General features: G+C 67.6%; 24 protein-coding genes. 21 read left to right on the top strand and 3 right to left on the bottom strand.

Translation table 11 applies throughout. The features are described from left to right. The first annotated feature begins 68 nt into the window (after positions 1-68). The 8 genes from WS96_RS05840 to WS96_RS05810 all read left to right on the top strand — a co-directional run bounded on the left by WS96_RS05840 (position 69) and on the right by WS96_RS05810 (position 7,161). Entirely contained in the window at positions 69-1,034 is a 966-nt protein-coding gene (locus WS96_RS05840) for a methyltransferase domain-containing protein (RefSeq protein WP_059831180.1), read from the top strand. Between the two features lie 195 nt (positions 1,035-1,229). Continuing rightward, a complete protein-coding gene (locus tag WS96_RS05835; RefSeq protein ID WP_052100358.1) occupies positions 1,230-1,754 on the top strand; it encodes a DUF2244 domain-containing protein in 525 nt (174 codons plus the stop codon). Positions 1,755-1,810: 56 nt separating this feature from the next. After that, positions 1,811-3,397: a cytochrome c oxidase subunit II gene (coxB, locus tag WS96_RS05830; RefSeq protein ID WP_059831178.1), complete on the top strand. Its 1,587-nt coding sequence runs from the start codon at positions 1,811-1,813 to the stop codon at positions 3,395-3,397. Between the two features lie 43 nt (positions 3,398-3,440). Continuing rightward, on the top strand, positions 3,441-5,048 hold the full coding sequence (ctaD, locus tag WS96_RS05825; RefSeq protein ID WP_006477731.1) for a cytochrome c oxidase subunit I: 1,608 nt from the start codon (positions 3,441-3,443) through the stop codon (positions 5,046-5,048). 91 nt (positions 5,049-5,139) lie between these two features. Further along, the gene (locus WS96_RS34000; protein ID WP_006486385.1) at positions 5,140-5,280 is read left to right on the top strand and encodes a cytochrome oxidase small assembly protein; all 141 of its coding nucleotides are present in this window, start codon (positions 5,140-5,142) and stop codon (positions 5,278-5,280) included. Positions 5,281-5,315: 35 nt separating this feature from the next. After that, entirely contained in the window at positions 5,316-5,927 is a 612-nt protein-coding gene (locus WS96_RS05820; RefSeq protein WP_034208453.1) for a cytochrome c oxidase assembly protein, read from the top strand. 16 nt (positions 5,928-5,943) lie between these two features. Then, positions 5,944-6,144, top strand: coding sequence for a DUF2970 domain-containing protein (locus WS96_RS05815; protein WP_034208452.1), 201 nt, complete (start codon positions 5,944-5,946; stop codon positions 6,142-6,144). A 159-nt stretch (positions 6,145-6,303) separates the two neighbouring features. Further along, positions 6,304-7,161: a cytochrome c oxidase subunit 3 gene (locus WS96_RS05810; protein ID WP_034208451.1), complete on the top strand. Its 858-nt coding sequence runs from the start codon at positions 6,304-6,306 to the stop codon at positions 7,159-7,161. 182 nt (positions 7,162-7,343) lie between these two features. On the opposite strand, the gene WS96_RS05805 is transcribed toward WS96_RS05810, so the two are convergent. Further along, entirely contained in the window at positions 7,344-7,553 is a 210-nt protein-coding gene (locus WS96_RS05805) for a twin transmembrane helix small protein (RefSeq protein WP_006752055.1), read from the bottom strand. A gap of 84 nt (positions 7,554-7,637) precedes the next feature. On the opposite strand from WS96_RS05805, the gene WS96_RS05800 reads away from it, so the two are divergent. From WS96_RS05800 to WS96_RS05780, 5 genes are read left to right on the top strand one after another with little or no spacing between them, the layout of a single operon-like run. Further along, positions 7,638-8,348, top strand: coding sequence for an SURF1 family protein (locus WS96_RS05800; protein ID WP_059831176.1), 711 nt, complete (start codon positions 7,638-7,640; stop codon positions 8,346-8,348). Positions 8,349-8,408: 60 nt separating this feature from the next. Continuing rightward, positions 8,409-9,035, top strand: a complete 627-nt coding sequence (locus tag WS96_RS05795; RefSeq protein WP_059831174.1) for an SCO family protein — start codon at positions 8,409-8,411, stop codon at positions 9,033-9,035. A 25-nt stretch (positions 9,036-9,060) separates the two neighbouring features. Beyond that, positions 9,061-10,173 carry a COX15/CtaA family protein gene (locus WS96_RS05790; protein ID WP_059831172.1) on the top strand — a complete coding sequence of 371 codons (1,113 nt, stop codon included), beginning with the start codon at positions 9,061-9,063 and terminating at the stop codon, positions 10,171-10,173. Between the two features lie 8 nt (positions 10,174-10,181). Next, on the top strand, positions 10,182-11,084 hold the full coding sequence (gene cyoE, locus WS96_RS05785) for a heme o synthase (RefSeq protein WP_059831170.1): 903 nt from the start codon (positions 10,182-10,184) through the stop codon (positions 11,082-11,084). Between the two features lie 18 nt (positions 11,085-11,102). Then, complete coding sequence (locus tag WS96_RS05780) at positions 11,103-11,720, top strand: SCO family protein (protein WP_034208447.1); 618 nt, start codon at positions 11,103-11,105, stop codon at positions 11,718-11,720. A gap of 147 nt (positions 11,721-11,867) precedes the next feature. Here the strand turns inward: WS96_RS05780 and WS96_RS05775 are convergent, their stop codons facing one another. Then, on the bottom strand, positions 11,868-12,158 hold the full coding sequence (locus WS96_RS05775) for a YciI family protein (RefSeq protein ID WP_059831168.1): 291 nt from the start codon (positions 12,156-12,158) through the stop codon (positions 11,868-11,870). A gap of 240 nt (positions 12,159-12,398) precedes the next feature. On the opposite strand from WS96_RS05775, the gene WS96_RS05770 reads away from it, so the two are divergent. Further along, positions 12,399-14,036, top strand: coding sequence for a methyl-accepting chemotaxis protein (locus tag WS96_RS05770; protein WP_059831166.1), 1,638 nt, complete (start codon positions 12,399-12,401; stop codon positions 14,034-14,036). A gap of 233 nt (positions 14,037-14,269) precedes the next feature. Continuing rightward, positions 14,270-15,085, top strand: coding sequence for a MetQ/NlpA family ABC transporter substrate-binding protein (locus WS96_RS05765; protein ID WP_059831165.1), 816 nt, complete (start codon positions 14,270-14,272; stop codon positions 15,083-15,085). Between the two features lie 87 nt (positions 15,086-15,172). Here WS96_RS05765 and WS96_RS05760 read toward each other — a convergent pair whose 3' ends face one another. Next, positions 15,173-15,490, bottom strand: a complete 318-nt coding sequence (locus tag WS96_RS05760) for a VF_A0006 family four-cysteine protein (RefSeq protein ID WP_059781438.1) — start codon at positions 15,488-15,490, stop codon at positions 15,173-15,175. A 335-nt stretch (positions 15,491-15,825) separates the two neighbouring features. Between WS96_RS05760 and WS96_RS05755 the strand changes: the two genes are divergently transcribed. The 6 genes from WS96_RS05755 to WS96_RS05730 all read left to right on the top strand — a co-directional run bounded on the left by WS96_RS05755 (position 15,826) and on the right by WS96_RS05730 (position 24,310). Then, positions 15,826-16,791, top strand: coding sequence for an ABC transporter substrate-binding protein (locus WS96_RS05755; protein WP_059831163.1), 966 nt, complete (start codon positions 15,826-15,828; stop codon positions 16,789-16,791). Positions 16,792-16,930: 139 nt separating this feature from the next. Further along, complete coding sequence (locus WS96_RS05750; protein WP_059831161.1) at positions 16,931-17,827, top strand: ABC transporter permease; 897 nt, start codon at positions 16,931-16,933, stop codon at positions 17,825-17,827. A 1-nt stretch (position 17,828) separates the two neighbouring features. Beyond that, entirely contained in the window at positions 17,829-18,623 is a 795-nt protein-coding gene (locus WS96_RS05745) for an ABC transporter ATP-binding protein (RefSeq protein WP_059831159.1), read from the top strand. Positions 18,624-18,960: 337 nt separating this feature from the next. Beyond that, complete coding sequence (imuA, locus tag WS96_RS05740) at positions 18,961-19,668, top strand: translesion DNA synthesis-associated protein ImuA (RefSeq protein ID WP_059831226.1); 708 nt, start codon at positions 18,961-18,963, stop codon at positions 19,666-19,668. Beyond that, on the top strand, positions 19,601-21,088 hold the full coding sequence (locus WS96_RS05735) for a Y-family DNA polymerase (protein WP_059831157.1): 1,488 nt from the start codon (positions 19,601-19,603) through the stop codon (positions 21,086-21,088). Before imuA ends, WS96_RS05735 begins: the two co-directional genes overlap by 68 nt. A 6-nt stretch (positions 21,089-21,094) precedes the next feature. Continuing rightward, positions 21,095-24,310 (top strand): error-prone DNA polymerase, encoded by a 3,216-nt coding sequence (locus WS96_RS05730; RefSeq protein WP_059831156.1) that lies wholly within the window; start codon positions 21,095-21,097, stop codon positions 24,308-24,310. Positions 24,311-24,330: the final 20 nt, after the last annotated feature.

Genomic DNA, 24,330 nt, shown 5'->3' with positions numbered 1-24,330 from the left:
GCATGCCGCCTCAATGAAGCTTGCGAGGCGAGCGAGTATACTTCGGGCTCTTCGCCAGTGTGCCCGACATGTCCCCAGCTTCGACTTCAACCGGCCGTCCGGCCAATGACGCCAGGCGCCTGCGGCGGATCTTCGACCGCCGTGCCGCCACGTTCGATGCGGTTGCGTTCCTGCCGCGCGAGATCGCGCAGCGGATGAACGAGCGCCTCGAATACATCAAGGTGAGCCCCGCGGCCGTGCTGGATGCGGGCTGCGGCCCGGGCGACGATCTCCCGGCGCTGCGCGCGCGCTTTCCGGAAGCGCCGGTGTTCGGCGTGGACCTGTCCGGCGCGATGCTCGCGCGGGCCGGCCGGCGCGAAGTCGAGCAGACCACCTGGCGCCGCTGGCTGCCGGCGTCGCTCGGCCGGGCGCTGGGCCAGCGCGGCCCGCGCGTCGCGCAGGCCGACTTCGCCGCGCTGCCGTTCCCGGGCGGCGCGTTCGACCTGATCTGGTCGAATCTCGCGCTCCACTGGCATTCGCGTCCCGATACCGTCTTCCCCGAATGGCAGCGCGTGCTGCGCGTGAACGGGCTCCTGATGTTCAGCACGCTCGGCCCCGACACGCTGCGCGAGCTGCGCGCGGCCTGCGCGGACGCCGAAGCGGCGCTCGGCATCGCGCCGCCCGCCGCGCGCGTGATCGATTTCGTCGACATGCACGACCTCGGCGACATGCTCGTCGAGAGCGGCTTCGAGATTCCCGTGATGGACCAGGAAGTGCTGACCGTCACCTACAAATCCGCCGATTCCCTGCTGGCCGACGTGCGCCGCTGGGGCGCCTATCCGTTCGAGCGCACGGCGCCGCGGCACGCGATGCGGCGCTTTCGCGCGGCGCTCGGCGATGCGCTGGACGCGCGCCGGCGCGAGGACGGCACGATTGCGCTGACCTTCGAGGTGATCTACGGCCACGCATGGAAGGCCGTGCCGCGCACGACCGCGGAAGGGCATGGGATCGTGCGCATCGAGGACATCGGCAAGGGGCGTCCGAAGAATCGGTAAAGCGGTAAAGAGGGGTTTTGTTATGTCTGAAATTAGCGGCGCAAAGCGGGGTCGAATTGGCGGCTAAAACGGCCGGAAAGCTTGTCGCGCTTGGCTTGGCGGGCGATAGGCGCTTGCTTGTGGATGCCATTGAACCCGCCTATAATGCGTCAGCTTGTCGTCCCGGGGTCCCCGCAATACGGGGCGACGAGTCCGATGCAGGCATGCATCGCATGCCATTCGCGTGAGGCGGCGATGGAAGCAGCGAGGGTTTTGGCGGAGACGGCGGACAGCGAACCGATCCTCGAAGATTGGCTCATGAAACGCAACTGTTCGGTGTCGCCACGCCAGTTCGTGCTGTTTTACGCGTCGCTCGCGGGCTTCTCGCTGGCGATCGCGGCGTTGCTGATGTGGAGAGGGGCCTGGCTCGTCATGCCCTTCACCGGCATCGAGTTGCTGGCGGTGGGTGTCGCATTTGCGATCTACGCTCGCCATGCGGTCGATTACGAGCGCATCAGGCTGTTTCCGCACCGGCTCGTGATCGAGCGGATGGATGCGGAGCGGCTCACGCAGATCGAATTCAACCCGCGCTGGGTGCGGGTCGAGCCGGGTGCGACGCCACGCGATCCGATTCGGCTGGTGTCGCGCGGGCAGACCGTCGTAATCGGGCAGCATCTCGCGCAGTACAAGCGTGCGCAGTTCGCCGACGAACTGCGCGTGTCGCTCAGGCGCTGCGGCTGACGAGGCGCAGCCATCGGCCGGAACGGGCCGGCGGCTTGCGACGGGGGAGGGTTTGAATGGAAATTTTGGGTAAGGATGCTATGAAAACAATCAAGCGAGCCCTCGCGGGCGTGCTGGCATGCAGCGGATTGCTCTTTGCCGGTGCGGCCCTGGCGGTCGGTGATAGCCCGGGCGGCCCCCGTGTCAACGAGATCAACTTTCAGCCGCCGGTCACGAAAATCGCCGAGGAGCTCTACGATCTCCACACGATGATGCTGATCCTGTGTACGGTGATCTTCGTCGGCGTGTTCGGCGTGATGTTCTATTCGATCTTCGCGCACCGCAAATCCAAGGGCCACAAGGCCGCCAATTTCCATGAAAGCACGACCGTCGAGATCATCTGGACGATCGTGCCGTTCGTCATCGTCGTGCTGATGGCGCTGCCGGCGACGAAGGCCGTCGTCGCGATGAAGGACACGACGAACGCCGATCTCACGATCAAGGTCACCGGCTACCAGTGGAAGTGGGGCTACGACTACGTGAAGGGCCCGGGCGAGGGCATCGGCTTCCTGTCGACGCTGACCACCCCGCGCGACGAAGTGATGGGCAAGAAGCCGATCACCGACACCTATCTGCAGGAAGTCGACAATCCGCTCGTCGTGCCGGTCAACAAGAAGATCCGCATCATCACGACCGCGAACGACGTCGTCCACTCGTGGTACGTGCCCGCGTTCGGCGTGAAGCAGGATGCGATCCCCGGCTTCGTGCGCGACACCTGGTTCAAGGCCGACAAGGTCGGCACGTTCCGCGGTTTCTGTACCGAGCTGTGCGGCAAGGAACACGCGTACATGCCGGTCGTCGTCGAAGTCCTGTCGGACGACGACTACGCGAAGTGGGTCACCGCGCAGAAGGCGAAGCTCGCCAGCGCGGCGGTCGATCCGAACAAGGTCTACACGATGGCCGAACTCGTCGCGCACGGCGAGGAAGTCTACAAGGCGAACTGCGCGGCCTGCCACCAGGTGAACGGCAAGGGCCTCGGCGCGTTCCCGGCGATGGACGGCAGCCCGATCGTGAACGGCCCGATCGCGGCCCACGTCGAGCGCGTGCTGCACGGCAAGGGCGCGATGCCGTCGTGGGCATCGCTGTCGGACCTCGACATCGCTTCGGTCGTCACGTACGAACGCAACTCGTGGGGCAACCACAAGAACGACCTGCTGCAGCCGAAGCAAGTGGCTGACGCACGCAACGGCAAGATGCCGGAAGACACCGCGGGCGCGGCACCGGCAGAAGCGGCTTCGGCACCGGCGCAAGCCGCGTCGGGCGCCGAGCAGCCGGCGGCAACGGCATCGGCCGCGCTGTCGACGATCTACTTCGAGACGGGCAAGAGCGTGCTGCCGGCCGACGCGAAGGCGGCGATCGCCGCCGCGGCCGACTATGCGAAGGCGCATCCGGACGCGAAGCTCGCGCTGTCGGGCTTCACCGACAAGACCGGCTCGGCCGACGCGAACGCCGAACTGGCGAAGCATCGGGCCCAGGCCGTGCGCGATGCGCTGAAGGCAGCAGGCGTGGCGGAAGACCACATCATTCTCAAAAAGCCGGAAACGATCACGGGCGGGGCTGACGCGAAAGAAGCCCGGCGTGTCGAGATCGGCCCGGCGGCTTGACGTGTCGCTGAGTTAGTCGACGTATTCGCATTAGGAGATTCTCATGTCTAGCATCGGGCACGACGTAGCCGCGGACCACGCGCACGACGACCACGCGCACGAAGCCCCGCACGGCTGGCGTCGCTGGCTGTTCGCCACCAACCACAAGGACATCGGTACGCTGTACCTGCTGTTCTCGTTCATCATGTTCCTGTCGGGCGGCGTGATGGCGCTCGGCATCCGTGCCGAGCTGTTCGAGCCGGGCCTGCAGATCATGCGTCCGGAGTTCTTCAACGAACTCACGACGATGCACGGCCTGATCATGGTGTTCGGCGCGATCATGCCGGCCTTCGTCGGCTTCGCGAACTGGATGATTCCGCTGCAGATCGGCGCATCCGACATGGCGTTCGCGCGGATGAACAACTTCAGCTTCTGGCTGCTGCCGGTCGCGGCCGTGCTGCTGGTCGGTTCGTTCTTCGCGCCGGGCGGCGCGACGGCCGCCGGCTGGACGCTGTACGCACCGCTGTCGACGCAGATGGGCCCGGGCATGGACTTCGCGATCTTCGCGGTCCACATCATGGGCGCGTCGTCGATCATGGGCGGGATCAACATCGTCGTGACGATCCTGAACATGCGCGCACCGGGCATGACGCTGATGAAGATGCCGATGTTCGCGTGGACGTGGCTGATCACCGCGTACCTGCTGATCGCCGTGATGCCGGTGCTGGCGGGCGCGATCACGATGGTGCTGTTCGACCGCCACTTCGGCACGTCGTTCTTCAACGCGGCAGGCGGCGGCGACCCGGTGATGTACCAGCACATCTTCTGGTTCTTCGGCCACCCCGAGGTGTACATCATGATTCTGCCGGCGTTCGGGATCGTGTCGCAGGTGATCCCGGCGTTCGCGCGCAAGACGCTGTTCGGCTACAGCTCGATGGTGTACGCGACGGCGTCGATCGCGATCCTGTCGTTCATGGTCTGGGCGCACCACATGTTCGCCACGGGCATGCCGGTCACCGGCCAGCTGTTCTTCATGTACGCGACGATGCTGATCGCGGTGCCGACGGGCGTGAAGGTGTTCAACTGGCTCGCGACGATGTGGCGCGGCTCGATGACGTTCGAAACGCCGATGCTGTTCGCGATCGGCTTCCTGTTCGTGTTCACGTTCGGCGGCCTGACGGGCCTGATGCTCGCGATGGCGCCGCTCGACATCCAGTATCACGGCACCTACTTCGTGGTCGCGCACTTCCACTACGTGCTGGTGGCCGGCTCGCTGTTCGCGCTGTTCTCGGGCTGGTACTACTGGGCGCCGAAGTGGACGGGCTGGATGTACAACGAGACGCGCGGCAAGATCCACTTCTGGGCGTCGATGATCTTCTTCAACCTGACGTTCTTCCCGATGCACTTCGTCGGTCTCGCGGGCATGCCGCGCCGCTATGCGGACTACCCGGCGCAGTTCACGGACTTCAACCAGGTGGCGACGATCGGCGCATTCGGCTTCGGCCTCGCGCAGGTGTACTTCCTGTTCGCGGTCGCGCTGCCGGCCTACCGTGGCGGCGGCGAGCTGGAAAAGGCGTCGGACAAGCCGTGGGACGGCGCGACCGGCCTCGAGTGGACGGTGCCGAGCCCGGCTCCCTTCCACACGTTCGAGCAACCGCCGCACGTCGAATAAGCGTCACCCGGCGTTCCGCCGCTGCCTGCCGCGCAGGCAGGCGCGGCGGGCGCCGAATCGATGGATCAGCGAAGTTTCAGCGAAGTTGCAGATGACCCGGAATCCACAAGAAAGACGAACGCCCGAGCAGATCCGCGCGGGCAACAAGCGGCTCGGCCTCACCCTGCTCGTCATCGCCGCCGTTTTTTTTGTGGGTGTCGTGATCAAGCAGTGGTGGCTGTCCACCCACTGATGCAGTAATTGACGCAGTAGCGAGGAAGTCGTCGTATGTCGAAGCCGGAAGAGGGCGCCGTGGATCGTGCGTTCAATCGTTCGATGCTGGTGAAGCTCTTCGTCGTGGCCGGGCTGATGTTCGGTTTCGGCTTCGCGCTGATCCCGATGTATCGGGCGATCTGCCAGATCACCGGTATCAACAACCTGGTGCAGCGCGATGTCAGCGAGCGCGAGGTGAAGAACTCGCAGGTCGACTATAGCCGCACGGTGTCGGTCGAGTTCGATGCGAACGCACGCGGGCCGCTCGGGTTCAAGCCGGAGCACAACAGCCTCGACGTGCATCCGGGCGAACTGACGACGATCGTGTACGACGTGACGAACGGGCAGGGCCGGCCGGTCGTCGCGCAGGCGATTCCGAGCTACGCGCCGAAGCAGGCGACGGAGTTCTTCAAGAAGATCGAGTGCTTTTGCTTCACGCAGCAGACGCTGACCGCGAACGAGTCGCGCAAGATGCCGGTGGTGTTCGTGATCGACCCGAAATTGCCGAAGGACGTGAAGACGATCACGCTGTCGTACACGTTCTTCGAGCTGAATACCCCGGCCACGCCGGCACCGGCGCAGCGCAGCACGGCGGCGGCGCAGGGTGCGGCGAAGCCGGACGCATGAAGACGGAGGCGGGGCGATGACGGAGATCAAGCGGAGCGGGACGTTCGGACAGGCGCTGAGAGCGGTGCTGTGGTCGTTCTTCGGGGTGCGCAAGCGGCGCGACCTGGAGGCCGATGCGACGCAGCTCAATCCGCTGCACGTGCTGATCGTCGCGTTGATCGCGGCCGGCGTGTTCATCGGCGTGCTGATCCTGATCGTGCGTGCCGTCGTGGGCTGAGGCGCGCGGCGAGCGGCGCGCGGCTAGCGGCCACGAAAGAATGCAGTGCGCGGCGCCACGGCGCGGTGTGCAGGAAAGAGCGGCGGCGGTCTCGCCGCGCAAGAAATAAAGCCGGAGCGGTTTCCGGTACACAAATTGGACTGAAGTGGAGAATCAAGCATGAGCGGTCAAAACCAGACCCCGTACTATTTCGTGCCGCATCCGTCGCAGCATCCGATCAGCGCGGCCATCGGCCTGCTGGTCATGCTCGGGTCGGTAGCGCTGTGGATCAACGGTCACGACTGGGCGCCGTTTACGGCGCTGCTCGGCCTGCTGTGGTTGCTCTTCACGCTGTATCACTGGTTCGGCGACGCGATCGCCGAATCGGAAGGCGGTCATTACGGCAAGAACGTCGACAAGTCGTACCGCTGGAGCATGAGCTGGTTCATCTTCTCCGAAGTCATGTTCTTCGGCGCGTTCTTCGGCGCGCTGTTCTATGCGCGTGAAATCGCGCTGCACCAGCTCGGCAGCCTCGACTACAAGCTGATCTGGCCGGACTTCTCCGCCGTGTGGCCGAACGAAGGCCCCGCCGCGCTCGCCGGTCACTTCAAGACGATGGGCCCGTGGCCGATCCCGACGCTGAACACCGCGCTGCTGCTGTCGTCGGGCGTGACGCTGACGATCTCGCACCACGCGCTGCGCGACGATCATCGCAAGAAGGCGATTGCATGGCTGGCCGCGACGCTCGTGTTCGGGATCTGCTTCCTGTTCCTGCAGGGCTTCGAGTACTACCACGCGTACAACGAACTGAACCTGACGCTGAACTCGGGCGTGTACGGTTCGACGTTCTTCCTGCTGACCGGCTTCCACGGCTTCCACGTGTTCCTCGGCGGCACGATGCTCGCGGTGGTGCTGGTGCGGATGATCCGCGGCCACTTCAAGCCCGATCATCACTTCGCGTTCGAAGGCGCCGCGTGGTACTGGCACTTCGTCGACGTCGTCTGGCTCGGCCTGTACGTCGTCGTCTACTGGCTGTAAATGGAAAAACGGCCCGCGCAGCAATGCGCGGGCCGTTTTCATTGGTGTGCGGGCGCGGCGGCGAAGCCGCGGCCGACACCGCCCCGGCGCCGCCGCGACTCAGTCAGGCGGCGCTTTTGCTTGGTGGCGCGGCCGTGCGGCGAAATGTCACAGCGGTCGCGGCAGCCGGCGCGGCAACGGCATCAACGTCCGATCGGCAGGCCGGTCGAATGGATCCAGCCCATCCAGTTCGCGAACAGGATGAACAGGAACAGCGACACCGACAACCCGACGCGGGTGGCGAGCGACCAGACCATGCGCTTCGTATGGCCGCGGTCGTGCATCATGAAGTAGAGCGCCGAGCCCATGCTGGCAATGATGAGGACGAAGGCGATGGGAACGAGTATGTGCATGACACGAACCGGACGACGGCAATTCGAAAGGAAGAGGATAATTATCGCACTTCGCTTTCGCGCACGTGCCGGGCGGGCCGCACGATGAAGATTCGCTGGCTGCCTGCGCTGCTGATCCTCGTCGTCGTCGCCGTCACGATCCGTCTCGGTTTCTGGCAACGCGACCGCGCGCACCAGAAGGAGGCGCTGCAGGCGAGCATCGCGCGCTACGAGCAGGCGGCGCCGGTCGATCTCGGCGCGCAGCCGGTTTCGCTCGCGTCGATCGAGTTTCACCGCGTGCGGGCGAAAGGCCGGTTCATGCCCGAGCAAGCGGTGTTCCTCGACAATCGGCCGTATAACGACCAGCCGGGTTTTTACGTCGTGATGCCGTTTAAACTCACGGGCGGCGGCGTCGTGCTCGTGAACCGCGGCTGGCTGCCGCGCAACATCGCCGATCGCACGGCGATCGAGCCGTTCGCGACGCCGGCGGGCGAGGTCGAGATCGTCGGCATCGCGCGCGCCGATGCGTCGCGCGCGTTCGAACTCGGCGAAGGCGGATCGGCCGCGCACCAGAAGATCCGGCAGAACCTCGATGTCGCCGCGTACGCAAAGGAAACCGGGCTGCCGCTGCAGCCGTTCGTGATCCAGCAGACGAGCGACGACGGCGACAAGCTCGTGCGCGACTGGCCGGCGGCGACGACCGGCGTCGAGCGCAATTACGGTTATATGTTTCAGTGGTGGGCGATGGCGGCGGCCGCGCTCGGCTTCGGCCTGTACGCCGCGCGGCGTGCGGCGAAGAAGTCGACCGGCGCGTGAGCGTCATGCCAGGACGCGGCGCCGGCGCCGCGGGTTCGTTTCGAGAGGTCTGATTTGTCCATGCAATCTTCCCGTCAAGGTCCGGCCGCAGCGCCGATGTCGCCCGCGGCCCGCAAGCGCGGCCGGTGGATGCTCGTGCTGCTGGGTCTCGTGTGCGCCGCACCGATGATCGCGTCGTATTTCACCTATTACGTGATCAAGCCGAAGGGTGGATCGACGAATTACGGCACGCTGATCGAGCCGCAGCGCCCGATCCCGGCGGATCTGCAGGTCACCGACGAAACCGGCAAGACGGTACCGCTGTCGTCGCTGCGCGGTGTCTGGCTGTTCGTGATGACCGACCGCAGCGCGTGCGACGACGCCTGCGCGCGCAAGCTGTATTTCATGCGCCAGATCCGCGTCACGCAGGCGGGCGAGCGGCACCGGATCACGATGGTGTGGCTGCGCAGCGATGCGGGCGCGACGCCGCAAAAGGTGCTGGACGCGTATCCGGACACGCGCCGGCTCGTCGCGGATCCGGCCGCGGTGGCCGCGTGGCTGCCGGCCGATGCCGGCACGAAGGACACCGACCACATCTACATGGTCGACCCGAACGGCAACCTGATGATGCGTTTCCCGAAAGACCCGAATCCCAGCAAGATCAAGTCGGACGTGACGAAGCTGCTGAAGTGGTCGAGCATCGGTTGAGGCGAGAGAACGAGGCACCATTCCGATGTCGTATCTACTGCAACTCGGCCTGATCGGCCTGTGCATCGCGCTGCTGCCGCTGTCGTACGTGTGGGTGAAGGCCGACGACGACAAGTTCCGCAAGCTCGTGTGGATCACCACGTTCCTGACCCTCGACCTCGTGATGTTCGGCGGCTTCACGCGGCTGACCGATTCGGGGCTCGGCTGCCCCGACTGGCCCGGCTGCTACGGCACGTCGTCGCCGTTCATCGCGCACGCGGCGATCACGGCCGCGCACCAGGCGATGCCGACCGGGCCGGTCAGCATGACGAAGGCGTGGATCGAGATGATCCACCGCTATTTCGCGATGGCGATCGGCGTGCTGATCATCGCGCAGGTGGCGATCGCGTGGGCCGCGCGGCTGCGCCGCCGCCCGCTGCACGTGTCGCCGTGGTGGCCGACGAGCCTGCTGCTGCTGATTCTCGTGCAGGGTGCGTTCGGCGCGTGGACGGTCACGATGAAGCTGCAGCCGGTGATCGTCACGATCCACCTGCTGCTCGGCCTCACGCTGCTCGGCACGCTCGGCTGGCTCGCGGCGCGGCAGACGCCGCTGCCGTCGCATGACCCGGAGGCCGGGCGTTACCGGGCGGCCGCGCTCTCGGCGCTCGTGCTGCTGGTCGTGCAGATCGCGCTCGGCGGCTGGGTCAGCACCAACTACGCGGTACTCGCGTGCACCGACTTCCCGACCTGCAACGGCCAGTGGATTCCGCCGATGGATTTCCAGCACGGCTTCCACCTGTGGCGCGCGCTCGGGATGACGAAGGACGGCGACGCGATCACGCAGGACGCGCTGGTCGCGATCCACTGGACGCACCGCACGTTCGCGTTCGTCGTGGTCGCGTATCTGGTCGCGTTCGCGCTGAAGATGCGCCGCTTCGCATCGCTGCGGCGGCCCGCGAACGGCGTGCTGCTGGTCGTCCTGCTGCAGTTCGTGACGGGCCTGACCAACATCGTGCTGCAGTGGCCCCTGCCGGTCGCGGTCGCGCACAACGGCGGCGCCGCGATCCTGCTGCTGCTCGTCGTCATGTTAAACTTTCGCATCCTTTCAAGCCGCCCCGGCCGTGTCGCGCAGCCTGCGCGCGACGCCGCCCCGGCGTGACCGCCCCCATGCAAAGCACCCTCTCCCAATCGCCCGGTAGCCGCTTTTCCCAGTACATGGCGCTGACGAAGCCGCGTGTCACGCAGCTCGCGGTGTTCTGCGCGGTGATCGGCATGTTCCTCGCGACGCCGGGCATGGTGCCGTGGCATGTGCTGATCGGCGGCACCGTCGGCATCTGGCTGCTGGCCGGCGCCGCGTTCGCGATCAACTGCCTCGTCGAGCAGAAGATCGACGCGATGATGCGCCGCACCGCGTGGCGCCCGTCCGCGCGCGGCGAGATCACGCCGCCGCAGATCCTGCTGTTCTCGGCCGTGCTCGGCAGCGTCGGCGCATGGACGCTCTATACGTTCACGAACCCGCTGACGATGTGGCTGACGATCGCGACGTTCGTCGGCTACGCGGTGATCTACACGCTGCTGCTCAAGCCGATGACGCCGCAGAACATCGTGATCGGCGGCGCGTCGGGCGCGATGCCGCCGGCGCTCGGCTGGGCGGCGGTCACCGGCGCGGTGCCGGGCGACGCGTGGATCCTCGTGCTGATCATCTTCGTCTGGACGCCGCCGCATTTCTGGGTGCTCGCGCTCTATCGCCGCAAGGATTACGAGAACGCCGGGCTGCCGATGCTGCCCGTCACGCACGGCGAGCAGTTCACGCGCCTGCACATCCTGCTGTATACGGTGATCCTGTTCGCGGTCACGCTGATGCCGTTCATTTCCGGGATGAGCGGAGCCGTCTACCTGACGAGCGCGGTGCTGCTCGGCGCGGTGTTTCTCGCGTATGCGTGGAAGATCCATCGCGACTATTCGGACGAACTCGCCCGCAAGGCCTTCCGCTACTCGATCGTCTATCTGTCGCTGCTGTTCGCGGCGCTGCTCGTCGATCACTATGCACGCCCGCTGCTCGGCGTGTAACCGCACGGTTTGAACGCAATGCTCCCATCACGGTTCGGGCGCCGCGCGCGCCAAGGCTGGATGCTCGCGTGCGCATTCACGGCAGCGCTGCTGCTCGCCGGATGCGACAACGCGCCGAAATTCCAGAATCTCGACATCACCGGCAACACGCAGTTCGGCAGCGACTTCTCGCTGCCCGATACGACCGGCAAGGTTCGCACGCTCGCCGACTTCAAGGGCCGTGCGGTCGTGATGTTCTTCGGCTATACGCATTGCCCGGACGTGTGCCCGACCACGATGGCCGAATTGTCCGAAGCGCTGAAGCAGCTCGGGCCGGATGCCGCGAAACGCGTGCAGGTGCTGTTCGTCACCGTCGATCCGGAGCGCGACACGCCGGCGCTGCTCGGCCAGTACGTGCCCGCGTTCGATCCGTCGTTCATCGGCCTGCGGCCGGCCGACGAAGCGCAGCTCAAGAAGGTCACGAAGGATTTCCGCGTGTACTACGCGAAGGTGCCCGGCAAGACGCCCGGCAGCTACACGATGGATCACACGGCCGCGAGCTACGTGTTCGACCGCGACGGCAAGCTGCGCCTGTTCGTGCGCGACGGCCAGGGCCCGGCCCCATGGGTCCACGACCTGAAGCTGCTGGTCGACTGACCGGCCGCCGCCGGGCGAGCGGCCCGGCGTGTCGCGTGACGGCCGTCCTGCGCCGTCGCGTTTTCCCCCTCTCATCGTGGTGCGCATGCCGACGCGCTGCCCGCCGGGCGGCGCGTCGGCATGCGCGCGCATGGCGCCGACGTCGCGTTACGGCAGCGCCGGCACGTTGAAGCCGGAGGCGGCGCGCGTGATCCGGAATTCCGTCACGCGATACGTGGCGAGCCCCTCGGTGACGAACGGGTCGGTCTCGAGGATCGTGTCGAGCGCGTCGCGATCGATGCGGGCCGCGAGGATCACGCCGCCTTCGCGCGGCACCTTCGGCCCCGCCGCGATGAAGATGCCCTTGTCGAACTGCGGCTGCAGGTACGCGCGGTGGCGTTCGAGCGCGTCGTCGATGCGCTCGAGCGACGCGGTGTAGTGGATGTCGATGACGTACATGGATGGCCCTGGAAGGATGCCGGCGCTTCGCGCACTGGCCGGCCGGTCTTTTTAGCACAGCGGACGCGGGCTGTCGCGCCGGCGCGGCCTCGCGACGGGCGCCGTGCCTGTCGATCGCCGGTTCGCCGCGGCCGCGCGTATTCAAGATGTAAGCCTCGCTGCCGTAAATGAAAGAGCAACCGTTTGCGCGCGGCAGGCCGTTCGCGCGTCGGATGCTTCGACATCGACAGAGGCACGCAGATGAGCAGAATGAGTTTGAACCGCAAGCTGTGGCTCGCGCTTGCGCTGGTATGGATCGGTCTCCTGGGCGTCGGCGCATGGAGCGCCTACGAGACGCGCGCGACGATGCTCGCCGAACGCAAGGCCGGCATCGCGAATCTCGTCGATTCGGCGGCGGGCATCGTGAAGGCCTATCACGCGCTCGTGCAGAACGGCACGCTGCCCGAGGCCGACGCGAAGCGCGACGCGCTCGCGCGTCTCGCCGCGATGCGCTACGGCGATTCGGGCTACGTGTTCGTGATGGATTCGAAGCCGGTCGTGCTGATGCATCCGACGCTGCCGAAGCTCGTCGACACGCAGGTCGGCGACTATCTCGATCCGGACGGCAAGCCGCTGTTCGTGACGATCCTGAACGCGGCGAAGGCGACCGGCAGCGGCTTCGCCGAATATCGCGGGCGGCTGCCGCACAGCGAGACGGCCGTGCCGAAGATCAGCTACGTCACGCGGTTCGCGCCATGGGACTGGAACATCTCGAGCGGCGTGTTCCTGAAGGACATCGACACCGTCTACTACCGGACGCTGCTCGGCCATCTGGCCGTGGTGTTCGTGATCGGCCTCGTGATCAGCGCGGCGATGCTGGTGATCATCCGCAACGTGCGCGGCAGCCTCGGCGGCGAGCCTGACGAGGCGGCCGCGCTCGCGACGCGCATCGCGCAGGGCGACCTGACGCAGCCGGTACCGGTGCGCGCGGGCGACCGCACGAGCATGATGGCCGCGATGCACGACATGCAGGCGCGGCTGCAGGCGACGATCGGCGGGATTCGCCAGTCGGCCGAAGCGATCGCGTCGGCGAGCCGCCAGATCTCGGCCGGCAACGACGACCTGTCGCAGCGCACCGAGGAGCAGGCCGCGTCGCTCGAGGAAACGGCCGCGAGCATGGAGCAACTGACCGCGACGGTGAAGCAGAACGCCGACAACGCGCGGCAGGCGAGCGGGCTCGCGAACAATGCGTCGGACATCGCGCGCACGGGCAGCGACGTCGTGAACCGCGTGATCGGCACGATGGGCGAGATCGACGACAGCTCGCGCAAGATCGCCGACATCATCGGCGTGATCGAGGGCATCGCGTTCCAGACCAACATCCTCGCGCTGAACGCGGCGGTCGAGGCCGCGCGTGCAGGCGAGCAGGGGCGCGGCTTCGCGGTGGTCGCGGGCGAGGTGCGCTCGCTCGCGCAGCGCAGCGCGACGGCCGCGAAGGAGATCCGCGCGCTGATCGTCGATTCGGTCGAGCGCGTGCGCAACGGCTCGACGCTGGTCGGCCAGGCCGGTACGACGATGGGCGAGATCCTGCAGGCGGTCGCGCGCGTGACCGACATCATGGGCGAGATCGCGGCGGCATCCGAGGAGCAGGCGAGCGGCATCACGCAGGTCGGGCGCGCGGTCACGCAGATGGACCAGGTGACCCAGCAGAACGCGGCGCTGGTCGAGGAAGCCGCGGCGGCGGCCGCGTCGCTGCAGGAACAGGCCGCGCGGCTGCGCGATGCGGTCGGCGCATTCCGGGTCGGCAATACCGGCGGCCCGGCCCCGCGCGGGGCCGGCGCGCGGGCGGCCGAACCGGCCTTCGGCGCGAAGGCCGCCGACGAGACGGTGGCGGCGTGACGCGTGACGCGTGTCGGCCGATGGGCCGATGCGTCGATGGACCGATGCGCCAAGAAAAACTGCAACTAACGGCCGAGTCGTGCGTCGGCCGCCCGCACGGCGCGGGTGCATACCCATATGAGCGGGATGTATTTCACTTCCCGCCGATCCTGTGACACCATTTGGCCCTTCCTGCGAGTCGGGGCATACCCGTATCGCGCCCCATTTCAAGTAAGCAAGCAAGCGAGAAACAGATGAAGCGTCGCAGTCTCCTGAAGGTATTTTCCGTGCTGGCCACCGGTGCCGCGCTGACGCTGTCGGCAGGCGCGCACGCCGACGACAAGGTGATCAAGGTCGGCACGGTCGCCGGCCCGGATTCGGAAGTGTGGCAAGTCGTGCAGAAGGTCGCGAAAGAGAAGGAAGGCCTGAACGTGAAGGTCATCGAGTTCAACGACTACGTGCAGCCGAACGCGGCGCTCGACTCGGGCGACCTCGACGCGAACAGCTTCCAGCACCAGCCCTACCTCGACAGTCAGGTGAAGCAGCGCGGCTACAAGCTCGTCAGCGCGGGCCTGACCTACATCTCGCCGATCGGCGTGTACTCGAAGAAGTTCAAGTCGCTGAAGGATCTGCCGCAGGGCGCGAAGCTCGCGGTGCCGAACGATCCGTCGAACGAAAACCGCGCGCTGCTGCTGCTGCAGACGCAAGGCGTGATCAAGCTGAAGTCGGGCGCCGGCACGGGCGGCAACAACGCGACGGTGCTCGACATCGCCGAGAACCCGAAGAAGCTGAAGATCTCCGAACTCGACGCCGCGCAACTGCCGCGCGTGCTGTCGGACGTCGACGCGGCCGTGATCAACACGAACTACGCGCTCGCCGCGAACCTGCAGCCGACCAAGGACGCGATCGCGCTCGAATCGCTGACGAGCCCGTACGCGAACCTGATCGCCGTGCGCGCGAAGGACAAGGATCAGCCGTGGGTGAAGAAGCTGGTCAAGGCGTACCAGTCGCCGGAAGTGAAGGAATTCATCAAGAAGCAGTTCAAGGGCTCGATGGTCGCGTCGTTCTGAACGCCGCTCACCGGTCGGACCGCTGAACGAAAAGGGCCTGCATCGCGCAGGCCCTTTTTTCATTGGCGCGGCAGGCGCGCGCCTGCCCTACATCTCGCCGCGCCGCGAGCAGATCGCCATGATCTGCTGGATCGCGTAGTTGTCGCGCACGCCGGGCAGCGACTGCACGACGCACTCGTGATAGCGCCGCTCGCGCGGCAGCAGCATCGCGTTGTTGCGGTACAGCGCGTCGCACGAGCGCTGGATCAACTGCGCGGCGGCGCCGTTGCGGCTTTCGCGCAGCGCATTGAGCATGCAGTCGTCGTATTGCGCGCTGCCGTCGGTCAGCGCGAATGCCGCGCCTGGCAGCGCCTGCGTGACGGCGGCGAAGGCCGCGAAGGCGATCGCGCGAATCGTTCGTTTCATGTCCCCTCCGATGGTGTGGATCGGGTCGGCGGACAGCATAACGTAAAGCCGCGAGCGCGGCTGGCGCGTTGCGCCGGGACCGGCGCGGAGCGCCGCCAGCCGGGCTTCCCAGGCATTTCATGGGGGCGCGGCGGCGGCGCGCATCGGCCGCTTGCGCGAAAGCGCGGAGTCAGGCGGTGGTCTGCGGAAATGGTATCCTCGTGCGTTCGCCGCCGCGCGCTTTCCCGGAGCGTGCGCGGGCCGATCGCCCGCGTCTCGCACGTGCGGCGGGCGCCCGCCCGACGGCGGCGGGAATCCATCATCCAGAACCGACACAATACGGGGGAGACTCACCCATGAATCGTTTCAAGACTTTCGCGCTCCGTTCGATCACGGCCGGCGTCGCCGCACTCGCGCTGGCCGGCGTCGCGCACGCGCAGACGGTCAAGGTCCTGTCGATCGTCGACCATCCGGCGCTCGATGCGATCCGCGACGGCGTGCGCGCCGAACTGAAGGCGCAAGGTTACGGCGACGACAAGCTCAAGTGGGAATACCAGAGCGCCCAGGGCAACACGGGCACGGCCGCGCAGATCGCGCGCAAGTTCGTCGGCGACAAGCCCGACGTGATCGTCGCGATCGCGACACCGGCCGCGCAGTCGGTCGTCGCGGCGACGAAGAGCGTGCCGGTCGTCTACTCGGGCGTGACCGATCCGGTCGCCGCGCAACTCGTGAAGGGCTGGGGGCCGTCGGGTACCAACGTGACGGGCGTATCCGACAAGCTGCCGCTCGACCGCCAGGTCGCGCTGATCAAGCGCGTCGTGCCGAATGCGAAGACGGTCGGCATGGTCTACAACCCGGGCGAGGCGAATTCGGTCGTCGTCGTGAAGGAGCTCAAGGAGCTCCTCGCGAAGCAGGGAATGGCGCTGAAGGAAGCGGCCGCACCGCGCACCGTCGACATCGGCCCGGCCGCGAAGAGCCTGATCGGCAAGGTCGACGTGATCTACACGAATACCGACAACAACGTCGTGTCCGCGTACGAAGCGCTGGTGAAGGTCGCGAACGAAGCGAAGATTCCGCTCGTCGCCGGCGACACCGACAGCGTGAAGCGCGGCGGCATCGCGGCGCTCGGCATCAATTACGGCGATCTGGGCCGGCAGACCGGCAAGGTCGTCGCGCGCATCCTGAAGGGCGAGAAGCCGGGCGTGATCGCGTCGGAGACGAGCAGCAACCTCGAACTGTTCGTCAATACGGGCGCGGCCGCGAAGCAGGGCGTCACGCTGGCGCCGGATCTCGTGAAGGAAGCGAAGACGGTCATCAAGTAAGCCCGCGGCCCGAGCGCCGCGCTGGCAGGCCCGATCCGGGCCTCGACGACATCGCCGGACGGGCGGCTCCCACCCGGGCCGCCCGTTCGCTTCGCCCGGCCGTACACGTCCGGCCGGGAAGCAACAGGATTTCCCCATCATGTCTCTGTTCTCGTTTCTGGGCGCACTGGAGATCGGCCTGATCTTCAGCCTCGTCGCCCTCGGGGTGCTGATCTCGTTTCGCATCCTCAACTTCCCCGACCTCACGGTCGACGGCAGCTTTCCGCTCGGCGGCGCCGTCGCCGCGACGCTGATCTCGGCCGGCTACGACCCGTTTTCCGCGACGCTGCTCGCGATCGTCGCGGGCGCGCTGGCCGGCTTCGTCACCGGCTGGCTGAACGTGCGCCTGAAGATCATGGATCTGCTCGCCAGTATCCTGATGATGATCGCGCTCTACTCGGTGAACCTGCGGATCATGGGCCGGCCGAACGTGCCGCTGATCACCGAGCCGACGCTGTTCACCGTGCTGCAGCCCGACTGGATGCCCGACTACGTGCTGCGCCCGGCGCTGCTCGCGATCGTCGTCGTGGTCGCGAAGCTCGGCCTCGACTGGTTCTTCTCGTCGCAGCTCGGCCTCGCGATGCGCGCGACCGGCGCGAATCCGCGGATGGCGCGTGCGCAAGGCATCGCGACCGGTCGCGCGACGCTCGCCGGGATGGCGCTGTCGAACGCGCTCGTCGCGCTCGCGGGCGCGTTGTTCGCGCAGACGCAGGGCGGCTCGGACATCTCGATGGGGATCGGCACGATCGTGATCGGGCTGGCCGCGGTGATCATCGGCGAGACGCTGCTGCCCGCACGCCGGCTGGTGCTGACGACGCTCGCCGTCGTGCTCGGCGCGATCGTCTACCGCTTCTTCATCGCGCTCGCGCTGAACAGCGAATTCATCGGCCTGAAGGCGCAGGACCTGAATCTCGTGACGGCCGCGCTCGTCACGATCGCGCTGGTGCTGCCGGCGACGCGCAAGAAGCTGTTCGCGCGCAAGAACGGAGGGACATGACATGCTGTCCGCACAAGACCTGAAACTCACGTTCAATCCCGGCACGCCGATCGAGACGCGCGCGCTGCGCGGGCTGTCGCTCGAGATTCCCGACGGCCAGTTCGTCGCGGTGATCGGCTCGAACGGCGCCGGCAAGTCGACCTTCCTCAATGCGGTCAGCGGCGATCAGCGCGTCGATGCGGGGCGCATCGCGATCGACGGCGCGGATGTGACGCGCCAGGCCGCGTGGGACCGCGCGCACCTCGTCGCGCGCGTGTTCCAGGATCCGATGGCCGGCACCTGCGAGGCGCTGACGATCGAGGAGAACATGGCGCTCGCGATGGCGCGCGGCGTGCGGCGCGGTTTCCGGGCCGCGCTCGATCGCCCGTCGCGCGAGCTGTTCCGCGACAAGCTGCGGCTCCTGAACCTCGGGCTGGAAAACCGGCTGACCGACCGGATCGGGCTGCTGTCGGGCGGCCAGCGGCAGGCCGTGAGCCTGCTGATGGCGTCGCTGCGGCCGTCGCGCATCCTGCTGCTCGACGAGCACACGGCCGCGCTCGACCCGAAGACGGCCGCGTTCGTGCTGGAGCTGACCGCGCGCATCGTCGCCGAGAGCAAGCTGACGACGATGATGGTCACGCACAGCATGCGGCAGGCGCTCGATTACGGCGACCGCACGGTGATGCTGCACCAGGGGCAGGTCGTGCTCGACGTGTCGGGCGACCAGCGCAAGGGGCTCGACGTGCCGGACCTGCTGCAGATGTTCGAGAAGGTGCGGCACGAGCAGCTCGACGACGACGCGTTGCTGCTGGGGTGAATGGGGTTGCTTTCGGCTGTTTTGGCTGGTCTCTCGGGTGTTCCCGGCTGCTTTCGCCGGATCCCGGCTGATTCGGGCTGAGCCGGGCTGATCGACCGGACGGCTGCCCGGGCCGCCCGGCCGGCGCGCAGGTTTGGCGTCGGTCGAGCGGTCCGTTTTCGTATGCGGAATACGGCCGTTCCGTCGCGTCGGCACGGCCTTCGATTCCGCAGCAGCGGACGCGTGCATTCCGGCCCTCCCGGGCCTTCCGACGATCTGCATGTCCCTTTTTGTTGAGGCCTGACAGCGCCCGTTGCGATCCTCTATACTGTATATCCATACAGCATCGAGCCGCATGATGTCCGCCTCATCCCTGTCCCCCGAATCCCTTCATCCGTCGCTGTGGCGCGGCTCGCAGCTCGCGCGCGGCGGTCTGCGCACGATCGACACGGGCTTCGCGCCGCTGTCCGCCGAGCTGCCGGGCGGCGGCTGGCCGGTCGGCGGGCTCGTCGAGCTGCTGGCCGCGCAGCCGGGCTGCGGCGAGATGCGCTTGCTCGCGCCCGCGCTCGCGCGCACCGTCAGCGCACGGCGGCCGCTCGCGCTCGTCGCGCCGCCGCAGGTGCCGCATGCAAGCGCACTCGCCGGTCTTGGCGTGCCGCCCGACGCGCTGCTGTGGCTGCGTGCCGGCAGCCGCACGGATGCGCTGTGGGCGGCCGAGCAGGCGCTCAAGGCAGGCTGCTGCGGGGCCTTGCTGCTCTGGCAGGACGCGCGCCCCGATGCGCTGCGGCGCCTGCATCTCGCGGCCGCGCGCACCGGCGACACGCTGTTCGTGATGCTGCGTCCGCTGGCGGCCGCGCGGCAGCCGTCGCCCGCGGTGCTGCGGGTCGCGCTGTATCCGGTGCCGGGCGGCGTGTCGCTCGACATCGTCAAGCGGCGCGGGCCCGCGCGCAGCGAGCCGCTCGTGCTCGATTTGCCGTCGCCCATCGTGGAGAGCCGCTATGCGCGTCTTGCTCGGCATCCATCTGCCGCGCCTGCCGCTCGACGTGTGCGTCCCGCCGCCGTCTGACGCAGCGGCCGGCGAGGCCGGCAGTGCGGTGCTCGAGCAGGGTGTCGTGCTGATCGCCGATGCGGCCGCGCGCCGGCAGGGCGTGCGTGCGGGCATGAAGCGCGGCGGCGTGCTCACGCTCGCGCCCGACACGCAGCTCGTCGAACGCGATCCCGCCCGCGAAGCCGATGCGCTGCGCGCGGTCGCGCTCGCGTTGCTGCGCTTCTCGCCGTGCGTCGCGCTCGACGACGAAGCCACGCTGATCGTCGACGTCGGTCCGAGCCTGCGCCTGTTCGGCGGCCTGCCGTCGCTGTGCCGCCAGGTGCGCGCGACGCTCGCGGCGCTCGGCTATGCGGCGCGCCTGTCCGCCGCGCCGACCGGGCGCGGCGCGTGGCTGCTCGCCCGCACGTCGGCGCGAGCGCGCATCCGGCGCCGCGTTGCGCGCCGGGTCTCGCTCGTCCGTACGCTCGACCGGCTGCCGTGTGTGCTGCTGCCCGATGCGCGTCCGTATGCGGGCTGGTTCGACGGCCTCGGCTGCCGCACGCTCGCCGATCTGCGCCGCCTGCCGCGCGCGGGGCTGCAGCGGCGCTGCGGCCCCGCGCTGCTGGCCGCGCTCGATCGGGCGTACGGCGAAGCGGTCGAGCCGCTCGCGTGGATGGCGGTGCCGCCCGTGTTCGACGTGCGGCTCGAATTGCCGGAGCGCGTCGAATACGCGGAGGCCGTGCTGTTCGCCGCGCGGCGGCTCGTCGTGCAGCTGTGCGGCTGGCTGGCCGCGCGGCAGCTGTCGTTGGCCGCGATGACGTTCGAGCTCGAGCACGAGCGCGGCCGTCAGGCCGTGCCGCCGACGCCGCTCGAGCTCGCGTTCGCCGCACCCGTGCGCGACGACGCGCATTTCATGCGGCTGCTCGGCGAGCGGCTCGCACGCGTCGAGTTGCCGGCCGCGGTGATCGCGGTGCGCCTGAAGGCCACGCGCGTCGAATCGGTCGCGCCGCCGGCCGACGATCTCTTTCCGGAGCCGGGCGGGACGCGGGAAACCCGCGAGCGGTTGTTCGAACTGCTGGTCGCCCGGCTCGGCGCGGAGAACGTATTGCGCGCGGCGCCTGTCGCCGATTACCGGCCCGAGGTGGCGAACCGCTGGCTGCCGCTCGATGCGCAGGCGGGCAAGCCGGCCGGCGGGCCGCCGGCCGTGCCGCCGCGTCCCGCGTGGCTGCTCGCCGAACCGCTGCCGTTGCTGATGCGAGGCGAGCGGCCGGTATTTCATACGCCGCTGCGGATGATGTCGTCGCCGGAGCGGATCGAGGCCGGGTGGTTCGACGGTCAGCTCGCTGCACGCGATTACCACGTCGCGCAGGACGAAGCCGGTGCGTGCTATTGGGTGTTCAGGGAGCGAGCGGGAAGCGAGTCCGAGCCGCACTGGTTCCTGCACGGCCTGTTCGGGTGAGCGAAGATGGTTGCGGATTTCGGCGGGCTGCCCGATTACGCGGAATTGTTCTGCCGTTCGAACTTTTCGTTCCTGCATGGCGCGTCGCATGCGGAAGAACTGGTCGAGCGTGCGGCGGAACTCGGCTATCGCGGGATCGCGATCACCGACGAATGCTCGCTCGCCGGTGCGCCGCGCATGCATGTCGCGGCGAAGGCGAAAGCATTGCCGCTCGTCATCGGGTCGTATTTCGACGTCACGCCGGACGACGTCGCGCCCGGCCACGATCCGGGCCCCGGTGCGTTCGGGCTCGTGCTGCTCGCGCAGAACCGCGAGGGGTACGGCAATCTTGCCGAGCTGATTTCGTGGCGGCGGATGGCGGCGCCCAAGGGAACCTACACGCTGACGCCGCGCATGCTGTCGGCGCCGCCGGCGGAGTTCGCACACTTGCGCGGCATGCCCGACTGCTTCGCGATTCTCGTGCCGACGTATCCCGTTCGCGCGAATGTGCTCGATGCGCAGGTCGCGTGGTTCCGCGCGACGTTCGGCGAGCGGGCGCGGCTCGGGCTCGTGCAATTGCAGCGCGCGCTGGATGGTGTGCAGCGCGACGAGATTCGCGAGGCCGGCGAGCGACGCGGCGTGCGCGTCGTCGCGCTGGGCGACGTGACGATGCACCGGCGCTCGTGCAAGCCGTTGCAGGACGTGATGACGGCGATCCGCGTCGGGATGCCGGTGTCGGAATGCGGCTATGCGCTGGCGCCGAACGCGGAGCAGCATCTGCGTTCGCGCGGGCGGATCGCGAAGCTGTTTTCGGCGGATGAAATCGCGGAGACGTGTGCGATCCTCGATGCATGCAATTTCGAACTCGCCGATCTGAAGTATGAATATCCCCTCGAACTCGTGCCGCGCGGACACACACCGACCAGTTACCTGAAGCAGGAGACGTGGGCAGGTGTCGCTCGACGCTATTGGAATGGGGTGCCGGCGAAAGTGGCGAAGCAGATTCGATATGAGCTTGCCCTGATCGCAAAGCTGAAATACGAGCCGTTCTTCCTGACCGTCTACGACATCGTCAAATACGCGCGCAGCCAGAACATCTTGTGCCAAGGGCGGGGGTCGGCCGCGAACTCGGTGGTCTGTTATTGCCTCGGCATCACCGAAGTCAATCCGGATCAAAGCACGATGTTGTTCGAGCGCTTCATCAGCGTGGAGCGCGGCGAGCCGCCGGATATCGACGTCGACTTCGAGCACCAGCGTCGGGAAGAAGTGATTCAGCACATCTACCAGAAATACGGACACGACCGCGCGGCGCTCGCGGCCGCCGTTTCGACGTATCGTCCGCGCGGCGTGCTGCGCGAAACCGGCAAGGCGCTCGGCGTCGATCCGATGCTGGTCGACCGTGTCGCGAAGGGGCATCGCTGGTTCGACGGCAGCCGCGATCTGCTGCAGCAATTCGCGTCGGTCGGGCTCGATCCGGCGACGCCGATCATTCGCGCATGGGCCGAACTGGCGGGGCGCCTGCTCAACTTTCCGCGTCACCTGTCGCAGCACTCGGGTGGCTTCGTGATCAGCCGCGGCAAGCTCACGCGGCTCGTGCCGGTCGAGAACGCGGCGATGGACGGGCGGCGCGTGATCCAGTGGGACAAGGACGATCTCGAAGCGCTCGGGCTGATGAAGGTCGACGTGCTCGCGCTCGGCATGCTGTCGGCACTGCATCGCGCGTTCGACCTGCGCACCGCGTGGCGCGGCCCGGCGAAGGACGGCAAGCCGTTCACGCTGAAGCACATTCCGCAGGACGACGAAGCGACCTACGACATGATCTGCCGCGCCGATACGGTCGGCGTGTTCCAGATCGAATCGCGCGCGCAGATGTCGATGTTGCCGCGCCTGCGGCCGCGCGACTATTACGATCTGGTGATCGAGGTTTCGATCGTGCGCCCCGGGCCGATCCAGGGCGGCGCCGTGCATCCGTATCTGAAGCGGCGCAGGATCAAGGCGGGGGAGGAGAAAGGGGAGATCACCTATCCGAGCGACGCGCTGAAGGAAGTGCTCGAACGCACGCTCGGCATCCCGATCTTTCAGGAACAGGTGATGCAGATCGCGATCGTCGCGGCCGGCTTTACACCCGGCGAAGCCGACAAGCTGCGTCGTGCGATGGCCGCGTGGAAGCGTCGCGGCGATCTTGGCCCTTACCACGACAAGATCGTCGACGGCATGCTGGCCCGCGGCTACACGCGCGAATTCGCCGAACAGATCTTCGAGCAGATCAAGGGCTTCGGCGAATACGGCTTCCCCGAGAGCCACGCGGCCAGTTTCGCGAAACTGGCCTACGCGAGCAGTTGGCTCAAATGCCACGAACCGGCGATCTTCCTCGCCGCGCTGCTGAACAGCCAGCCGATGGGTTTCTATCCGCCGTCGCAACTCGTGCAGGACGCAAAGCGCCACGGCGTGCAGGTCCTGCCGATCGACGTGACGCAAAGCGGTTGGGAGGCATCGCTCGAAGCGCTGCCCGGCCAGCCGCCGCCGCACGGCCAGCCGGCCGTGCGGCTTGGCCTGTCGCTCGTGAGCGGCTTCGGCGAAGCCGCCGCGCGCCGCATCGAAGCCGCGCGCGTAGCGGGCCCGTTCATGAGCGTCGACGAACTTGCCCGTCGCGCGCAGCTCGAACGGCGCGACCTCGAGGCGCTCGCCGCCGCGAACGCGCTCGCGACGCTCGCCGGCCATCGCCGCGACGCACTGTGGCAGGCCGTCGCGGCGGCGCCCGAACGCGACTTGCTCGCGGCCGCGCCGATCGACGAAGCCGAGAAGCCCGCGCTCGGCGCGCCGTCCGAAGCCGACGAGATCCTCGCCGATTACGACACCACCGGCCTCACGCTGAACCGCCACCCCGTCGCGTTGCTGCGGCCGGCGCTGCGCGCGCAGCGGCTGTCGTCCGCGGCCGAACTGCGCGATCGCCCGGACGGCCGGCTCGCGCGCGCATGCGGGATCGTGATCTCGCGGCAGATGCCGGGCACCGCGAAAGGCGTGATGTTCATGACGCTCGAAGACGAAACGGGCTGCGTGAACGTGATCGTCCGGCCCGAGTTGCTCGCGCGGCAGCGTCGCGAAACACTCGATTCGCGGCTGCTTGCGGCGTCCGGCGTGTGGCAGGTTGTGAGCGACGTAAGGCACCTCGTCGCGCAGCATTTCGAGGATCTGACGCCGCTGCTCGGCGGCCTGCGCACGTCGAGCCGCGAATTCCACTGACATTTCGCCGCCGCCCACGG

Origin of the sequence: Burkholderia sp. MSMB1835 (genome assembly GCF_001526365.1) — a bacterium.
In the GTDB taxonomy this organism is placed as follows: Bacteria; Pseudomonadota; Gammaproteobacteria; order Burkholderiales; family Burkholderiaceae; genus Burkholderia.
This window is presented reverse-complemented; position numbering and strand designations above follow the sequence as displayed.

What these genes read in the sequence shown, in the direction of transcription:
- WS96_RS05815 (WP_034208452.1), top strand. Translation starts at nt 5,944, where the DNA reads ATGACGGAGATCAAGCGGAGCGGGACGTTCGGACAGGCGCTGAGAGCG.
- WS96_RS05735 (WP_059831157.1), top strand. Translation starts at nt 19,601, where the DNA reads ATGCGCGTCTTGCTCGGCATCCATCTGCCGCGCCTGCCGCTCGACGTG.
- coxB (WP_059831178.1), top strand. Translation starts at nt 1,811, where the DNA reads ATGGAAATTTTGGGTAAGGATGCTATGAAAACAATCAAGCGAGCCCTC.
- WS96_RS05800 (WP_059831176.1), top strand. Translation starts at nt 7,638, where the DNA reads ATGAAGATTCGCTGGCTGCCTGCGCTGCTGATCCTCGTCGTCGTCGCC.
- WS96_RS05780 (WP_034208447.1), top strand. Translation starts at nt 11,103, where the DNA reads ATGCTCCCATCACGGTTCGGGCGCCGCGCGCGCCAAGGCTGGATGCTC.
- WS96_RS05730 (WP_059831156.1), top strand. Translation starts at nt 21,095, where the DNA reads ATGGTTGCGGATTTCGGCGGGCTGCCCGATTACGCGGAATTGTTCTGC.
- WS96_RS05745 (WP_059831159.1), top strand. Translation starts at nt 17,829, where the DNA reads ATGCTGTCCGCACAAGACCTGAAACTCACGTTCAATCCCGGCACGCCG.
- imuA (WP_059831226.1), top strand. Translation starts at nt 18,961, where the DNA reads ATGTCCGCCTCATCCCTGTCCCCCGAATCCCTTCATCCGTCGCTGTGG.
- WS96_RS05795 (WP_059831174.1), top strand. Translation starts at nt 8,409, where the DNA reads ATGCAATCTTCCCGTCAAGGTCCGGCCGCAGCGCCGATGTCGCCCGCG.
- WS96_RS05760 (WP_059781438.1), bottom strand. Translation starts at nt 15,490, where the DNA reads ATGAAACGAACGATTCGCGCGATCGCCTTCGCGGCCTTCGCCGCCGTC.
- ctaD (WP_006477731.1), top strand. Translation starts at nt 3,441, where the DNA reads ATGTCTAGCATCGGGCACGACGTAGCCGCGGACCACGCGCACGACGAC.
- WS96_RS34000 (WP_006486385.1), top strand. Translation starts at nt 5,140, where the DNA reads ATGACCCGGAATCCACAAGAAAGACGAACGCCCGAGCAGATCCGCGCG.
- WS96_RS05770 (WP_059831166.1), top strand. Translation starts at nt 12,399, where the DNA reads ATGAGCAGAATGAGTTTGAACCGCAAGCTGTGGCTCGCGCTTGCGCTG.
- WS96_RS05790 (WP_059831172.1), top strand. Translation starts at nt 9,061, where the DNA reads ATGTCGTATCTACTGCAACTCGGCCTGATCGGCCTGTGCATCGCGCTG.
- cyoE (WP_059831170.1), top strand. Translation starts at nt 10,182, where the DNA reads ATGCAAAGCACCCTCTCCCAATCGCCCGGTAGCCGCTTTTCCCAGTAC.
- WS96_RS05765 (WP_059831165.1), top strand. Translation starts at nt 14,270, where the DNA reads ATGAAGCGTCGCAGTCTCCTGAAGGTATTTTCCGTGCTGGCCACCGGT.
- WS96_RS05820 (WP_034208453.1), top strand. Translation starts at nt 5,316, where the DNA reads ATGTCGAAGCCGGAAGAGGGCGCCGTGGATCGTGCGTTCAATCGTTCG.
- WS96_RS05750 (WP_059831161.1), top strand. Translation starts at nt 16,931, where the DNA reads ATGTCTCTGTTCTCGTTTCTGGGCGCACTGGAGATCGGCCTGATCTTC.
- WS96_RS05835 (WP_052100358.1), top strand. Translation starts at nt 1,230, where the DNA reads ATGCAGGCATGCATCGCATGCCATTCGCGTGAGGCGGCGATGGAAGCA.
- WS96_RS05840 (WP_059831180.1), top strand. Translation starts at nt 69, where the DNA reads ATGTCCCCAGCTTCGACTTCAACCGGCCGTCCGGCCAATGACGCCAGG.
- WS96_RS05755 (WP_059831163.1), top strand. Translation starts at nt 15,826, where the DNA reads ATGAATCGTTTCAAGACTTTCGCGCTCCGTTCGATCACGGCCGGCGTC.
- WS96_RS05805 (WP_006752055.1), bottom strand. Translation starts at nt 7,553, where the DNA reads ATGCACATACTCGTTCCCATCGCCTTCGTCCTCATCATTGCCAGCATG.
- WS96_RS05775 (WP_059831168.1), bottom strand. Translation starts at nt 12,158, where the DNA reads ATGTACGTCATCGACATCCACTACACCGCGTCGCTCGAGCGCATCGAC.
- WS96_RS05810 (WP_034208451.1), top strand. Translation starts at nt 6,304, where the DNA reads ATGAGCGGTCAAAACCAGACCCCGTACTATTTCGTGCCGCATCCGTCG.